This is a genomic window from Aeromonas sp. 600886 (genome assembly GCF_049174935.1).
In the GTDB taxonomy this organism is placed as follows: Bacteria; Pseudomonadota; Gammaproteobacteria; order Enterobacterales; family Aeromonadaceae; genus Aeromonas; species Aeromonas veronii_A.
This window is the reverse complement of record NZ_JAAKUB010000032.1, coordinates 31,424-46,598: the sequence shown is the minus strand read 5'-3', so window position 1 is coordinate 46,598 and position 15,175 is coordinate 31,424. Positions and strand designations below refer to the sequence as shown.

The 15,175-nt window shown below is 60.7% G+C and carries 11 protein-coding genes; 7 read left to right on the top strand and 4 right to left on the bottom strand.

Features of this window, described 5'->3' with window-relative positions; genetic code table 11:
• Positions 1–312: 312 nt before the first annotated feature.
• The 3 genes from G5179_RS19325 to G5179_RS19315 all read right to left on the bottom strand — a co-directional run bounded on the left by G5179_RS19325 (position 313) and on the right by G5179_RS19315 (position 3,668).
• Positions 313–522: a cold-shock protein gene (locus G5179_RS19325; protein WP_005338972.1), complete on the bottom strand. Its 210-nt coding sequence runs from the start codon at positions 520–522 to the stop codon at positions 313–315.
• A gap of 275 nt (positions 523–797) precedes the next feature.
• Positions 798–1,466 carry a LysM-like peptidoglycan-binding domain-containing protein gene (locus G5179_RS19320; RefSeq protein ID WP_047436096.1) on the bottom strand — a complete coding sequence of 223 codons (669 nt, stop codon included), beginning with the start codon at positions 1,464–1,466 and terminating at the stop codon, positions 798–800.
• A 99-nt stretch (positions 1,467–1,565) separates the two neighbouring features.
• Positions 1,566–3,668 (bottom strand): methyl-accepting chemotaxis protein, encoded by a 2,103-nt coding sequence (locus G5179_RS19315; protein ID WP_421258930.1) that lies wholly within the window; start codon positions 3,666–3,668, stop codon positions 1,566–1,568.
• A 274-nt stretch (positions 3,669–3,942) separates the two neighbouring features.
• On the opposite strand from G5179_RS19315, the gene gltX reads away from it, so the two are divergent.
• A complete protein-coding gene (gene gltX, locus G5179_RS19310) occupies positions 3,943–5,358 on the top strand; it encodes a glutamate--tRNA ligase (protein WP_076360502.1) in 1,416 nt (471 codons plus the stop codon).
• A gap of 140 nt (positions 5,359–5,498) precedes the next feature.
• On the opposite strand, the gene G5179_RS19305 is transcribed toward gltX, so the two are convergent.
• Entirely contained in the window at positions 5,499–6,749 is a 1,251-nt protein-coding gene (locus G5179_RS19305) for a methyl-accepting chemotaxis protein (RefSeq protein WP_421258929.1), read from the bottom strand.
• Positions 6,750–6,849: 100 nt separating this feature from the next.
• Here G5179_RS19305 and G5179_RS19300 point away from each other — a divergent pair, with 100 nt between their 5' ends.
• The 6 genes from G5179_RS19300 to G5179_RS19275 all read left to right on the top strand — a co-directional run bounded on the left by G5179_RS19300 (position 6,850) and on the right by G5179_RS19275 (position 15,122).
• A complete protein-coding gene (locus G5179_RS19300; RefSeq protein ID WP_266135366.1) occupies positions 6,850–7,599 on the top strand; it encodes a potassium channel family protein in 750 nt (249 codons plus the stop codon).
• A gap of 146 nt (positions 7,600–7,745) precedes the next feature.
• Entirely contained in the window at positions 7,746–8,351 is a 606-nt protein-coding gene (locus G5179_RS19295) for a TIGR04211 family SH3 domain-containing protein (RefSeq protein WP_266135365.1), read from the top strand.
• Between the two features lie 313 nt (positions 8,352–8,664).
• A complete protein-coding gene (gene putA, locus G5179_RS19290) occupies positions 8,665–11,829 on the top strand; it encodes a bifunctional proline dehydrogenase/L-glutamate gamma-semialdehyde dehydrogenase PutA (RefSeq protein WP_421258928.1) in 3,165 nt (1,054 codons plus the stop codon).
• A 221-nt stretch (positions 11,830–12,050) separates the two neighbouring features.
• Positions 12,051–12,830, top strand: coding sequence for an NAD(+) diphosphatase (nudC, locus tag G5179_RS19285; protein ID WP_421258927.1), 780 nt, complete (start codon positions 12,051–12,053; stop codon positions 12,828–12,830).
• A 182-nt stretch (positions 12,831–13,012) separates the two neighbouring features.
• Positions 13,013–14,080 (top strand): uroporphyrinogen decarboxylase, encoded by a 1,068-nt coding sequence (gene hemE / locus G5179_RS19280; RefSeq protein WP_005335440.1) that lies wholly within the window; start codon positions 13,013–13,015, stop codon positions 14,078–14,080.
• Positions 14,081–14,192: 112 nt separating this feature from the next.
• Positions 14,193–15,122: an ROK family protein gene (locus tag G5179_RS19275; RefSeq protein ID WP_323918848.1), complete on the top strand. Its 930-nt coding sequence runs from the start codon at positions 14,193–14,195 to the stop codon at positions 15,120–15,122.
• Positions 15,123–15,175 lie beyond the last annotated feature (53 nt).

Sequence of the window (15,175 nt, the reverse complement as noted above, 5' to 3'; positions counted from 1 at the left end):
GGAATAGCTCAGTTGGTAGAGCACGACCTTGCCAAGGTCGGGGTCGCGAGTTCGAGTCTCGTTTCCCGCTCCAATCTCTCTTCGAAGTTTTCATAATCCCTTTGAATTGCCCCTCACATCGCGCTGCGATGCTTTGTCGTATCTGGCGTTTACTAGGCGTGTCTCTACCACCTCCTGCCAACAGGAAAGGGATGTGGGCTCATTGTGCGGATTGTACGAGGCAAGCGGTTGTGACAGGTGGTGGAAGGCGAGAATTGCGGGCAAAAAAGAGGAGGGGCCTTGGCTCCTCCTGCATGATTCACTGGCGCGGGCTTAGACCAGAGTAACGTTTTCAGCCTGAGGGCCTTTTTTGCCCTGGGTCACAGTGAACTGGACTTTTTGACCTTCAGCCAGGGTTTTGAAACCGGTGCTCTGGATGGAGGAGAAGTGAACGAATACGTCCGGCCCCTGGGATTGTTCAATAAAGCCAAAACCCTTGGTTTCGTTGAACCATTTTACCTGGCCGGTGCGAATGTCAGACATGTGCTAAATCCTATCAATAACAAAATGAAACTAAGCCCGTGCTGGGCTGCATTTGCCTTGCAATCAGGGGTTGGCTCATGACTGACCACGTCTCTTTGTCCCAGTAGCACGTAGAACAATCCCTGTCTAAAGCACAAACGATTGTACGTTAGCGCCGATCCTTGTCAATTTGACCCCTTTCGTTTTTTGAACAAGCTAAAAATATTGTGAAGTCAGTAGCTTATTTGACGATATTTGACTGAAAAAAAACGGGAGGCCAGCGCCTCCCGTTTTTGTTATTCCTTGAGGGCGAACCCTTCGCCCTGCCGGTCGTAGCGGTAAACCGCCTGACCGTAGGAGCGGATCTCCACCCGCTGGATGCGGCGGGTGTCGTCCACCAGGATGAAGATAGAGCGGCCCGATTGCAGGCGGGTCAGGGGACGATCCGGCCCCTCGATGGCGATCAGGCGGCTCAGCTCGGCACCCGGCAACTCGAATTTACGCCAGATGGAGTAGAGGGTCTCACCCGCCTGCACATCGTGTTGCAGCCAGGTGCCGTTGACCTTCTCTTCGACCGGCTTGGCTGCCGCGGGGGCACTACCTGCCGCGCCACTGCCGACAGTTAGAGCTTGAGCAGGCACGGCCAGCGGCACTTCCAGCGAGCCGGAAGGGGCGGCTTTGGGGGCGGATGGCGCTGGCTCCCAGGCCAGCACCAGCAACCAGAGCGGGATCAGGATCAGCAGACCTATGGTGTTTTTGCGGGGCAGCGGGCTGGACAGCTTGAATTTGCCTGCTTTGGCATCCTGGCGGCGTTGGCCGAGGTTGCTCATCCCTTGGCCAAAACGTTGGCGCAGGGACAGGGTCGCGGCATTGATGCGATGGAGCAGGGATCCTTGTGATTCGTCTTGGCGACGCTGCTGGGCTCGTCTGTTATGGCCTCGTGGGCGACGGTCCGGGGTGGGCACGGCATTTACCTCTCACTACATTGCCTGCCATCAGGCAAATTCGCCGCCTATGGTAAACGGACTCGCCCCCGAGGGGGAGAGTCCTGAGGCGGAAAATTATCAGCTGAGACGAAATTGACCCAATAATTGCTGCAATTTGTCGGCCGCCTGACGCAATGCCTGACTGGCTTTGGCCGTTTCGGTCGCATCCTGAGCAATGTCGTTGGCCAGTGCGTTGGTTTTTGACAGGTTGCCGGAGACGGTTTCTGAGACCGAGCTCTGCTCTTCGGCGGCGGAGGCGATCTGATAGGTCATGTCGTTGATGGTGGAGATGGCCTGGTAGATGCTGCCGAGCGCCTCTTCCGCCAGATCCGCTTCGCTCACTGCCTGATGGGTCAACTGCTGGCTCTGGGTGATGGCGTTGACTGCATTGGTGGAGCTAAGGCGGATCTTCTCGATCAACTCCTGAGTATTCTGCACCGCCTGTTGGGTATTGCCTGCCAGTTTGCGCACCTCGTCGGCCACCACCGCAAAGCCGCGGCCTTGTTCGCCAGCCCGTGCAGCCTCGATGGCGGCGTTGAGGGCCAGCAGGTTGGTCTGATCGGCAATCCCCTGAATGACGGTGAGGATGCTGGTGATCTGGGCGCTGTCGTGGGCCAGCCCTTCCACCACTTCGGCCCCTTTACCGGCTTCTGCCGCGACCTTGTGCATCGACTGGATCACCTGCTGGAAGCGCTCCTTGCCCTGATCGGCGGCGCCTTGCGCCTGTTTGGCCGAGTCGGCGGTATTGTTGGCGTGGGTGGCGACCTCCTGACTGACGTAGGACATCTCCTGTACCGCGGTCAGCATCTGCTCCATCTCGGCCTGATGATGCTGCAGGTTGTTGTCGGTCTGACCGGCAATGCGATCGGTGTCACCAGCGTAGCGGTTCACCTCGCTGGCAGTCTTGAGCACATCCCCGAGCAGCCCTTGCAGCTTGTCGATAAAGCGGTTGATTCCTTTAGCCAAATCACCAAGCTCATCCACCGAGCGGGTTGCGAGACGTTTGGTGAGATCCCCTTCACCATCGGCGATGTCATCCACCAGGCTGACCATCTGACGGATGGGGCCAGTAATGCTGCGGGCAATCACCAGCATGGTGACCAGCGCCAGCACCAGCACGATAACGGCGCCCACCAATTGCTGGGTCATGGCTGCCTGGTTCATGTCGCTCAGCTGGCTTTCCAGTTGATCGGCCCCCGCCAGTACCACCTTGTAGGGCAGGGTGACGATGATGGCCCAGTTGCGGCTCATTCCCGGTACCATGATGGGGACGGAAATACGGAATGACTCGTCCAGCTCCTGACGCTGAACTTCCGGTTTCAGGTACTGCTGCCACTGGTTGCCCAGCACCTTACTTGCGCTGCTGCCGAGCAGGCTAGCATCGCCGCTGGTGCCGGTGATGACACCGGCTGCGCTGACGATCAGGGTTTCGCCCTTGCCGTCATAGATATTGCTGTTGAGGCTCTTGGCCTGACGGCTGATGGAGTCCACCGCCAGATCCAGCGCGGCGATCCCCTTGAACTGACCATCCACCAGAATGGGGGTGGTGATAGTGCTCACCAGCACCTGTTGGCCGTTGATATCCACCTTGAAGGGATCGATCAGACAAGAGCGCCCTTCCCGTTTCGGGCAGGCGTAGTAGTCGTTGGCGGGATTGCCGAATTCGTCCGGGTCGGTTTTTTCGATGGAGAGCAGCAGATCGGTACCGATTTGATCCTTGTCGCGATAGAAGTAGGGCACGAAGCGCCCTTTGTCGTCACTGCCCAGCGCACTCTGGCCAGCAAAGCTGGCATCCTGACCGTCGAAACCGTTGGGCTCGAAGCCGGCGAAGGCGCCATAGAGCTGGGGCTCCAGCGCCAGTTGTGCCTTGAGCAGGTCGGTGGCCTGCTGGCGATCCAGCGGCAGTTTGCCCTGTTGTTGCAGGGCTAGGGCGCTGGCCATCTGCTGGGTGTAGGAGAGCCCTTTTTGCAGCAGCTGGGTGATGGTAGCCGCCTCGGCGCGGGCATTGGCGCTGACCTTCTGCCATGCCTCCTGCTGCAGCGCTTCACGGCTGGAGCTGATGGTCAGTTGTTGGGTCTGTTGGCCGGAGTATTGGTTGAGCAGGATCAGGATGACCAGGGCTGCGGTCATGGCGATCCCGGCCATCACTAGAATGCGATTCTGGATAGAACGGAACTGCATCGTCTCTTCCTTGTTCGTGAGAAGTGTGGTGAGCGTTATCTGGGTATCGACCGGAGGAGGCAGCTCTCCAGCATTGTGCATAGCAAATCGGAAACGGGGCTTCTGTTTTGCGATCCTCTTCAAATATCGGGCTACAGATGCAAATGGCGACAGATTTAACCCCCTACTTTAGCCCGCAATGGCGTCATGGTTTTCCCATCCGTGATTGTCGGTGCTAAAATGCGACGGTTTTTTCTAACGAATTGGCCCAAGGCCCTCTACACAAGGCTTAAAGATGAAAGTCAAAACCCGTTTTGCTCCCAGCCCGACCGGCTTTTTGCATGTCGGCGGTGCCCGTACCGCACTCTATTCCTGGTTGTTTGCAAAGAACCAGGGCGGTGAGTTCGTGCTGCGTATTGAGGATACCGATCTGGAACGTTCCACTCAGGAGGCAATCGACGCCATCATTGAGGGCATGGAATGGCTGGAGCTGAACTGGGATGAGGGCCCCTACTACCAGACCAAGCGCTTCGATCGCTACAACGGTCTGATCGACGAGATGCTGGCCGATGGCCGCGCCTACAAGTGCTACTGCTCCAAAGAGCGTCTGGAAGCACTGCGCGAAGGCCAGATGGCCAACGGCGAGAAGCCACGTTACGACGGCAAGTGCCGCGACCACGCCCACGATCACCCGGCCGATGCGCCGCACGTGATTCGCTTCCGCAACCCGACCGAAGGTTCCGTGGTGTTCGATGACCACGTCCGTGGCCGCATCGAGTTCGCCAACACCGAGCTGGACGATCTGATTATCCGCCGTACCGACGGCGCGCCGACCTACAACTTCTGCGTAGTGGTCGATGACTGGGATATGGAGATCACCCACGTGGTGCGTGGTGAAGACCACATCAACAATACCCCGCGCCAGATCAACATCTACAAGGCGCTGAACGCGCCGGTACCTGAGTTTGCCCACGTATCCATGATCCTGGGTGACGATGGCGCCAAGCTCTCCAAGCGCCACGGTGCAGTCTCCGTGATGCAGTACCGCGACGACGGCTACCTGCCGGAAGCGCTGCTGAACTATCTGGTGCGTCTGGGCTGGTCCCACGGCGATCAGGAGATCTTCAGCCTGGAAGAGATGATCAAGCTGTTCAGCCTGGATGCCATCTCCAAGTCTGCCTCTGCCTTCAACACCGACAAGCTGTTGTGGCTGAACAACCACTACATGCGCAGCCTGGATCCGGCCTATGTTGCCAAGCATCTGGCATGGCACATGGAAAACCAGAAGATCGACACCAGCAATGGCCCGGCGCTGGCCGACGTGGTCACCCTGCTGGCCGAGCGCTGCAACACCCTGGTCGAGATGGCCGCCCAGAGCCGCTACCTGTTCGAAGAGTACGAAGCCATTGACGAGGCGGCCGCTAAGAAGCACCTGCGCGGCGTCGCTGCCGAGCCGCTGGCTCTGGCCAAAACCAAGCTGGCTGCACTGGATAGCTGGACCACCGAAGCGCTGCACGAGCTGATTGAAGCCACTGCCGCCGAGCTGGGTCAGGGCATGGGCAAGGTTGGTATGCCGCTGCGTGTGGCCGTCACTGGTCTGGGCCAGTCTCCTGCTATCGACGCCGTAATGGCATTGGTGGGCAAGGAGCGCGTACTGGCGCGTATCGACCGCGCACTGGCTTACATCGAAGCCCGTATGGCTGCCGAGTAAGTTGTGCAAGAGTGGGCAAGGCGATAGCCGAGCCTGCCCTTTGTCCGATAGAAAAAATCCGAAACCACTGGTTTCGGATTTTTTTATGGCCGGGAGCGGCGGCAGGGCACAACGCGGTCATGCCCGACCAGGGCGAGCAGTCAGGCGAGCTTGAAGGAGTGGATCTGGCTGTCGAGCTCCTTGCTGTGCTGTTCGACCAGCTCGGAGGCCTCTTGCAGCTCGCGCAGCACCACGACGGAGCCTTCGGCAATCTGCTTGACCTGTTCCAGATTGCCGCGCATCTCTTCGGCGACCGAGCTCTGCTGCTCGGAGGCGGCGGCGATGTGGCGGTTCATGTCGGCGACACCCTGTACCCGCTGCACTATGGTGGCGAGCTGGGTACCGGCCTGGGTCACCTGTTCCACCCCCTTGTCGGCCTGGTGCACGCTCTGGGCCATCAGTTCGGCGGCCTGACCGGCATTGCCCTGCAGCTGTTCGATCATCTTCTGGATCTCGACGGTGGCGGCCTGAGCCCGGTTGGCCAGCTCGCGCACTTCGGAGGCCACCACGGCAAAGCCACGACCCGCTTCACCGGCGCGAGCCGCTTCGATGGCGGCGTTCAGTGCCAGCAGGTTGGTCTGCTCCGAGATGCCGCGAATGGTGTCGACCACAGAGCCAATGCGCTCGACCCCCTGCTCCACCTCGTTGACCACGGTGGCGGAGCGCTGGATGTTGCCGGAGAGGGTGTCGATGGTGCTGACGGTATCGGCGACGCAGCGGCTTCCCTCTTCCGCCAGCTGGCTGGTTTCGGCGGTGGCGTGAGAGGCCTGATCCGCATGGGCAGCCACTTCGCGAATGGCGCCGACCATCTGGCTCATGGCGCTCGCCAGCTGTTCGATCTGGGTGAACTCTTCGTTGATCGCTTCGTTGGCCTCCTCCATGCAGAGGGTGACCTGAGAGGCGATGTCGTTGAGCTCCTTGCAGGCGGCGCGCTGGTTGTTAAACACTGCTTTGAGGTTCTCCTGCGAGTGGGAGACCGCCTTGGCGATGTCACCGAATTCATCCCGAGATTTGAGCAACACCTTGTGACTGAGATCCCGCTTGGCGAAGCGCTCCAGCAGATCCACCAGATAGTGCACCTGCTTGACCATCAGGCGGGAACCGGTCATCAGCAGGATCACGAACAGCAGCCCCATGATGGTGGTCTCCATCAGGCCGCTCCAGAGCAGGCGGTCGGCAATGGCGTTGGCTTTGTCCGGATCAAGCCCCTCGCTGAGCAGGGTGGTCTCCAGATTGTTGGTATCAAACCAGAGTTTGGTCAGTAGCAAAATGGTACTCACCACCATCAGCAACACCACTTTCGGCACCAGCCGAATGTTGCTCATCCGCTTCTCCAGCAGGTTCAACTGCATCGTAAAATCTCCTTTGAATATCGCTTTTCCTTTGCCCTCAAGGCTATCGGCATTATCTTCTCTTTTATTAATTCGCACTGTGCTTAAAGTTGGAAAATGTATGCGACATCACTTAACTCATCTACGGGCGATGGATCTGCTGATGGCATTTCTGTCGATTGTCTCGGTTCTGCTGGTGACGGCCCGCTGGTGGGGCCACGAAACCCTGACTCCCCAGACCCTGCAGCTCTTCTATGACCTGGACAGTCTGATCTGCTACTTCTTCCTCGCGCATTTTGCTTATGGCTGGATCCGTGCTCCAGACCGCAAAGCCTACTTCAAGGCAAACTGGTTCTATCTGCCGGGTAGTCTGCCGATGGTGGAGCAGCTGCGTTGGGCCCGACTGCTCCAGTTGTGGCGGGTCTATCAACTGTTCAAGGAGCACCCGGATCTCTGGGCCATGTTCCGTCGCGAGCGCAACGAGACCACCCTCTCCGGCATCCTCTTCCTCTTCGTCCTGCTGCTGGGATTGGGCTCCGGCGTCATGTACTGGATTGAGTCGGGCCAGCCCGGCAGCCAGATTGAGACCCCCTATGACGCCTTCTGGTGGACGCTGGTGACCCTGTCGACCGTGGGCTATGGCGATCTGGTACCCAAGACCGAGGAGGGGCGTTTTGTCGCCAGCCTGCTGATCCTGTTCGGGGTCGGTCTGTTTGGTGCCATAAGCGGTTTTATGGCCAGCATCTTTTTGCAGCCTGCCAAGGAGAGCGAGACCGACAAGTGGCGTCATCACTACAACAACCAGCAAGAGGAGTTGCTGCGAGAGATCCGCGCCCTGCGCAGCGAGGTGCGGGAGCTGAAAAACAAGTGAGGCCAAGGGCGGGCAAGTTGCGAGGTGACTCGCAACTCCGCGCTTTATATCCGGGGGGAGCTGCTTTTTCTTTGCTTGTCCTTTAGCCTGCTGGCGGCTTAACATTCAACCTCTTGTCCACACCAGAAAAAGAGAACCGATCGACCATGCGCGCCCTTCTCGGGATTTTGATCTGCTTGTGTGCCCAACAGGCACTGGCCGATACCCGTTATGTTTCAGACAACATCTTTACCTATATCCACAATGGCCCGGGTACCCAGTACCGGATCCTTGGCAGCGTCAAGGCTGGTGAACCGCTGGAGGTAAAGGCGGTGAACGGCGAGGCCGGTTTCACCCAGGTGGTGGACGGTCGTGGCCGCGAGGGGTGGATCAAGAACAGCGAACTGCAGAGCCAGATCAGCCTGCGCGAGCGTCTGCCCCAGGTGGAAAAAGAACGCGATGAGCTTAAAGATCGCCTGCAGAACCTCAACGGTGACAACGAGAAACGCTTCACCGAGAAGGATGGCCAGATCGCTGCCCAGAGCAAGGAGATCGCCGCCCTCAAGGCCCAGCTGGTCAGTCAGGGTGAGGAGATGAGCAATCTCAAAGAGCAGAATGATGCCCTGACCCAGAGCTACGACAACCAGGAGCACGACATGCAGATGGACTGGTTTATCCGTGGTGGTGCCATGGTGGGGGCCGGTATCCTGCTTGGCATCCTGTTGCCCATGCTGCCCCGTCGTCGCAGCCGTGGCGATCGCTGGATGAACTGACAGCATCTGGCTGAATGAATTGCTAAGAAGGGTCGCCGTGGCGGCCCTTCTTTTTTGGGGCGTATTGGACGGAATGCGTGGCTGCTTTGCGATAGAGCGGCGGAAGATCGTATACAAAATGAAGTCAGGTGACCCTCACGCTTGCTGGCGTATTGGCTTAAAAAGGGAATTTATGGGGGGGATGAGCGATCTTTGTTAAAGAATGGCAACAAATTCATTTCATATAAGGTGCAACATTGTATACATTATCGGCGTTTCGGCGGCACGTCCGCCTTTGTTGATATCAGCCCTAGGGCGTACAGGAAGACCCCATATGTTCAAAGCTACTCAAGTGCTTGCCGCTGACTATATCCCCTCCGATCTGGCCGCCCTGCGCGAAGCCATCACCCAAAACTACGTGGTGGATGAAAATGCCTATCTGGCCGAACTGTCGGCCATGGTGCCGGGGGATGGTGCCTCGCTGGAGCAGGTGACCCAGCGTGCCCGTACTCTGGTGACCAAGGTGCGCAAGGAGAGCGGCTCCGGTGACGGTATCGACGCCTTCCTGCAGGAGTACAGCCTGGATACTCAGGAGGGGATTATCCTGATGTGTCTGGCCGAGGCGCTGCTGCGCATTCCCGATGCCGAGACCGCTGACGCCCTGATCAAGGACAAGCTCTCCGGCGCCAACTGGTCATCTCATTTCCGCAAGAGCGACTCTACTCTGGTCAACGCCTCCACCTGGGGGCTGATGCTGACCGGCAAGATTATCAAGCTCGACAAAAAGCTCGACGGCAACCCGGCCAACCTGCTGGGGCGGATGGTCAACAAGCTGGGGGAGCCGGTGGTGCGATCCGCCATGTATGCCGCCATGAAGATCATGGGCAAGCAGTTCGTGCTGGGGCGCGACATGAAGGAGGCGCTCAAGGCGAGCCGCAAATCCCGCGAGCTGGGCTACACCCACACCTACGACATGCTGGGTGAATCTGCGCTGACCATGCAGGATGCCGACAAGTATCTGACCGATTACCGCAACGCCATCGAGGCGGTGGGTAACGAGCGGATCAGCGACGGCGGCCCGGCCCCCTCCATCTCCATCAAGCTCTCGGCACTCCATCCACGCTATGACGTGGCCAACCGCGAACGGGTGCTCGGCGAAATGTGCGAGCGGCTGGTGGGGCTGGTGCGTCTGGCCCGCGACAAGGATGTGGCCATCAGCATCGACGCCGAGGAGATGGACAGACTCGAGCTGTCGCTGGACTTGTTCGAGCAGCTCTACCGCTCCGACGCCAACCGTGGTTGGGGCAAGCTCGGTATGGTGGTGCAGGCCTACTCCAAGCGCGCCCTGCCGGTACTCTGCTGGCTGACCGCACTGGCCCGCGAGCAGGGTGACCTCATTCCGGTTCGCTTGGTAAAAGGCGCCTACTGGGACAGCGAACTGAAATATGCCCAGCAGGCGGGTCTGCCCGGCTACCCGCTATTTACCCGCAAGGCGGGCACCGATATCTCCTACCTCGCCTGCGCCCGCTACCTGCTGAGCGAGTCGACCCGTGGCTTTATCGCCCCCCAGTTTGCCACCCACAATGCCAATACCGTGGTCAGCATTCTGGAGATGGCCGGTGATCGCCAGTTTGAATTCCAGCGTCTGCACGGCATGGGGGAGGAGCTGCACAACGCCGTGCTGAACGACAATCCCGGCCTGCACTGCCGCATCTATGCGCCGGTCGGCGCCCACAAGGACTTGCTGCCCTATCTGGTACGCCGCCTGCTGGAGAACGGGGCCAACACCTCCTTCGTTCACAAGCTGGTGGATCCCAACACCCCGGTGGACTCGCTGGCCGAGCACCCGCTGCGCACCCTCAAGCGCTACTCCGGTTTTGCCAACGACCGCATTCCCCAGCCGGTGAACCTCTTCATCGACCGCAAGAACTCCAGCGGCGTCAACATGAACATCCTCTCCATCCAGCGCCCCTTCTTCGCCCGCTTGAAAGAGCTGGAGAGCAAGCAGTGGCTGGCGGGCCCCATCGTCGATGGCGAGACCCTCAAGCGCAGCGAAGCCCGCATCGTGCTGAGCCCGCAGGATGTGAGCCTCACCGTCGGCAAGATCCACTGGGCTGACGAGCAGGCGGTGGAGCAGGCCTTGGCATCTGCCCACGCAGCCTTCCCGCGCTGGCGTGAAACCCCGGTGAGCGAGCGGGCCGCCGCGCTGGAGAAGCTGGCGGATCTGCTGGAAGCGAACCGCGAGCAGTTTGTCTCCCTCTGTACCCGCGAAGCGGGCAAGCTGCTGCAAGATGGCATCGACGAGGTGCGTGAAGCGGTGGATTTTTGCCGCTACTACGCGGTGCAGGCCCGCAGCCTGATGGGGCAGGCGACCCTGCTGCCCGGTTATACCGGCGAGCAGAACGAGCTGTTCCTGCAGGGGCGCGGTGTCTTTGTCTGCATTAGCCCGTGGAACTTCCCGTTGGCGATCTTCCTCGGCCAAATTGCTGCTGCGCTGGCCACCGGCAACACCGTTATCGCCAAACCGGCGGAGCAGACCGGCCTTATCGCCCATCTGGCGGTGACTCTGGCCCATCAGGCCGGTATTCCGGGCGACGTGCTGCAACTGCTGCCCGGTGACGGCGCCACCGTCGGTGCCAAGTTGACAGCCGATCCGCGTATCGGCGGCGTATGCTTCACCGGCTCCACCGAGACCGCCAAGCTGATCAACATGACCCTGGCCCAGCGCGATGGCGCCATCCTGCCGCTTATCGCCGAAACCGGCGGCCAGAACGCCATGATCGTCGACTCCACCGCGCTGCCGGAGCAGGTGGTACGCGATGTGGTGAGCGCCGCCTTCCAGAGCGCCGGTCAGCGCTGCTCGGCCCTGCGGGTGCTCTATCTGCAGGAGGAGATTGCAGAGCGGGTGCTGGAGATCCTCACCGGCGCCATGCAGGAGCTGAAAGTGGGCAACCCGGCCGAGCACAACACCGACGTAGGCCCGGTGATCGATGCCGATGCCAAGGCCGGTCTCGATGCTCACCTCGCCTACATGATCCCGCGTGCTCGCCTGATTGCGCAGGCGCCGATGCCCGCCGCGACCATGGAAGGGCACTTTGTCCAGCCGACCGCGCTGGAGATCGGCTCCATCCGCGAGCTGGCCAAGGAGCAGTTCGGCCCCATCCTGCACGTGGTGCGCTACGCCACCCGGGATCTGGACAAGGTGATCAGCGACATCAACGGCACCGGCTACGGCCTGACGCTCGGGATCCACAGCCGCAACGAATCCCACGCTGAAGAGCTGGCGAGCCGCATCAACGTCGGCAACGTCTACATCAACCGCAACCAGATCGGCGCCATGGTCGGGGTGCAGCCGTTCGGCGGCCAGGGGCTCTCCGGCACCGGCCCCAAGGCGGGTGGCCCCCACTACCTGAGCCGCTTCGTTACCGAGAAGACTCGCACCATCAACACCACTGCGGTGGGCGGCAACGCCTCCCTGCTGGCGATGGGTGATGCCTGATCCGCGTCGATAGAGGCCGGATACGGGATACCGGATAACAACGGGCCGCCTTCGGGCGGCCTCTTTATTTGCACCATCCGTTTTTTACGAATGGGACAATCGGCCACAGCGGGGTCGTCAGCGACCCGTGCTGGCCGTAAGATGGGAGTCATTCGCGCGGCGTTTGCCACTTGGTCGGCCAGCCGTGGTCAGGGTTCTGTTTTAACGAGAGTGTTTATCTGATGTCATTAACCGAACAAGCCCGCTGGTTCGTGCTGGGGGGCGATCATCTGGTACTGCTCGATCAGCAGGGAGTGGTGCCACAGGGCAGTAAAGCGTGCCTGCCCGCAGCGCTGGCCGGTGCCCATTTCGAGCGTTTCGACGAGTGGCAGGGGCTACCCTGCTATCTGCTCGATCTGGGGGCTGAGGCCTACACGACTATGATGGCCCCCCTGCGCCAGCTGATGGTGGCGGGAGACGAAGAGGGCTTTCGCCTCGCCGGCCGTGCCTGGCAGCTTGTTACCTTCCGCCGCACCCACCGTTTCTGCGGCGAGTGCGGCGCCCCCATGACCCCGAAGGCGGGGGAGTGGGCGCAGGTGTGCCACCTCGGCCACACGGCCTATCCGCGTATCTCCCCCTGCATCATAGTGGCGGTGCGCAAGGGGCCGGAGATCCTGCTGGCGGCTCATCGCCGTCACTATCAGGCGGACGATCCCATGTATACCGTGCTGGCCGGCTTTGTGGAGGCGGGGGAGAATCTCGAGCAGTGCGTGGCGCGGGAGGTGTTCGAGGAGAGCGGCATCCGGGTGCGCAACGTGCGCTATGTGGCGAGCCAGCCCTGGCCCTTCCCCCACAGCCTGATGATGGGCTTTACCGCCGACTACGAGAGCGGCGAGATAATGGTGCAGGATGACGAACTGGTTGCCGCCGCTTTCTTTGCCGCCGACCGGCTGCCGCGTTTGCCGCCCCACGGCACCATTGCCCGGCGGCTGATCGAGTTGTCACTGGCTGGCGAGGGGTAACGAGGCGCTCATCTTTTCGCCAACTTTTTTGCACTTCTTTTTTAAAACGGGGCGGTCAGGTTTGCGCCCCTTCACATCTTTGCAACCGATCACCCATTTGCCACGTTTTGGGCAGTCCGCTTGACTGGGCAAAGTGGTATTATGGCCGCCATTTTATGCGTGATACGAACTCAGGAACTGGGATGAAAGAGCTGAAGAACGATCGATACCTGCGCGCTTTGCTGCGTCAGGATGTAGACATGACGCCGGTATGGATGATGCGCCAGGCAGGGCGCTATCTGCCGGAATACAAGGCGACTCGCGCCCAGGCGGGGGATTTCATGTCCCTGTGCCGCAATGCCGAGCTGGCCTGTGAAGTCACCCTGCAGCCGCTGCGCCGCTACCCGCTCGATGCCGCCATCCTCTTCTCCGACATCCTCACCGTGCCCGATGCCATGGGGCTGGGTCTCTACTTCGAGCAGGGCGAAGGCCCGCGCTTCGAGCGTCCGATCACCTCCATGGCCGATGTGCAGGCGCTGCCGATCCCGGATCCGGAAGATGAGCTGGGCTACGTGATGAACGCGGTGCGCACCATCCGCCGCGAGCTGAAGGGCGAAGTGCCGCTCATCGGCTTCTCCGGCAGCCCATGGACCCTGGCCACCTACATGGTGGAGGGGGGCAGCTCCAAGGCGTTCACCAAGATCAAACAGATGATGTACGCGGAGCCGCAAACCCTGCACCTGCTGCTCGACAAGCTGGCCGACAGCGTGATTGCTTACCTAAACGCCCAGATCAAGGCGGGTGCGCAGGCGGTCATGGTGTTCGACACCTGGGGCGGCGTGCTCACCCCGCGCGATTACCGCGACTTCTCCCTGCAGTACATGCACAAGATTGTCGATGGCCTGATCCGCGAGCACGACGGTCGCCGCGTGCCGGTCACCCTGTTCACCAAGAACGGCGGTCAGTGGCTGGAGCAGATCGCCGCCACCGGTTGCGATGCGCTGGGTCTGGACTGGACCACCGACATTGCCGATGCCAAGCGTCGGGTCGGCGACAAGGTGGCGCTGCAGGGCAACATGGATCCCTCCATGCTCTACGCCACTCCCGCTCGCATCCGTGAAGAGGTCGCCTCCATTCTGGCCGGTTTCGGTCACGGTAATGGCCACGTATTCAACCTCGGCCACGGCATCCATCAGGATGTGAACCCGGAGCACGCCGGTGTGTTCGTCAACGCGGTGCACGAGCTCTCCGCCCAGTACCACGGTCGCTAAGGCCGGGGCGAGAGAAGAAGAGTGTGTTTGAAATCCGGGGCCGTCAGGCCCCGTTTTACATTAAAAAATGGCGCTGCGACGACGAGAGCGTGGCGGCCGTGCAGGAGGCAAGATGAGCAGCAAGTCACTGGATTGGGGTATCGATCTTGGCGGTACCAAGTGTGAATGTGTAGTGCTGGATGGCGATGAGGTGCTGCTGCGCCATCGGATCCCCACCGAGCGGGCGGGCGGTTATGACCATATGATCGGCCAGATCGCCAAGCTGGTGGATGAGTGTGCCGAGAAGATTGGCCAGCGCCCGGCTGTCATCGGTATGGGCACGCCGGGGGCGCGTGATCCGCAGACCGGCCTGATGAAAAACTGCAACACCACCGAGCTCAACGGCAAGCCGTTCAAGGAGGATCTGGAGCGCAAGCTGGGCGTGCCGGTGCTGATTGCCAACGATGCCAACTGCTTCGCGCTGGCAGAAACCCATCTCGGTGCAGTGCGCCAGCACCATCCCGATGCGAAAGTGGTGTTCGGCATCATCATGGGCACCGGGGTCGGCTCCGGCATCGTCATCAACGGGCAGATCCTCAACGGCCACCACGGCATCGCCGGTGAGTGGGGCCACAACGTGCTCTCCCCTGATGGCCCCGAGTGCTACTGCGGCAAGCGCGGCTGCGTCGAGACCCTGATCAGCGGCCCGGCGCTGGAGGCCTGGTACGAAGCGAAGGCCAAGCGCCACCTCTCGCTCGCTCAAATCGCGGCCGCCACGGCTCACGATCATGTGGCCAAGCTCACCATCGACCGGCTGCACCTGCTGTTTGGTCAGGCGCTGGCCAACGTGGTCAACATTCTCGACCCGGATGTGATCGTCATCGGTGGTGGGGTGGGCAATGTGCAGAGCCTTTACAGCGCCGGACGGCAGACAATTTTGCCCTTCCTCTTTAATCCCCGCTTCAGAGCCCCCATTATTGCTCCTGCCCTTGGTGACAGTGCCGGGGTATTCGGGGCCGCACTGCTGGCCCGCGGTGAATTCAAGGAGGCCCTGCTGTCGTAGCCGGGGCTCCCGGGCGGCCGGTGCGCCGCCCTGTTGCTGGTTCAAGGAAACGG

Coding starts and splice junctions, on each gene's coding strand:
- G5179_RS19325 (WP_005338972.1), bottom strand. CDS start 522: ATGTCTGACATTCGCACCGGCCAGGTAAAATGGTTCAACGAAACCAAG.
- G5179_RS19315 (WP_421258930.1), bottom strand. CDS start 3,668: ATGCAGTTCCGTTCTATCCAGAATCGCATTCTAGTGATGGCCGGGATC.
- gltX (WP_076360502.1), top strand. CDS start 3,943: ATGAAAGTCAAAACCCGTTTTGCTCCCAGCCCGACCGGCTTTTTGCAT.
- G5179_RS19305 (WP_421258929.1), bottom strand. CDS start 6,749: ATGCAGTTGAACCTGCTGGAGAAGCGGATGAGCAACATTCGGCTGGTG.
- G5179_RS19300 (WP_266135366.1), top strand. CDS start 6,850: ATGCGACATCACTTAACTCATCTACGGGCGATGGATCTGCTGATGGCA.
- G5179_RS19295 (WP_266135365.1), top strand. CDS start 7,746: ATGCGCGCCCTTCTCGGGATTTTGATCTGCTTGTGTGCCCAACAGGCA.
- putA (WP_421258928.1), top strand. CDS start 8,665: ATGTTCAAAGCTACTCAAGTGCTTGCCGCTGACTATATCCCCTCCGAT.
- nudC (WP_421258927.1), top strand. CDS start 12,051: ATGTCATTAACCGAACAAGCCCGCTGGTTCGTGCTGGGGGGCGATCAT.
- hemE (WP_005335440.1), top strand. CDS start 13,013: ATGAAAGAGCTGAAGAACGATCGATACCTGCGCGCTTTGCTGCGTCAG.
- G5179_RS19275 (WP_323918848.1), top strand. CDS start 14,193: ATGAGCAGCAAGTCACTGGATTGGGGTATCGATCTTGGCGGTACCAAG.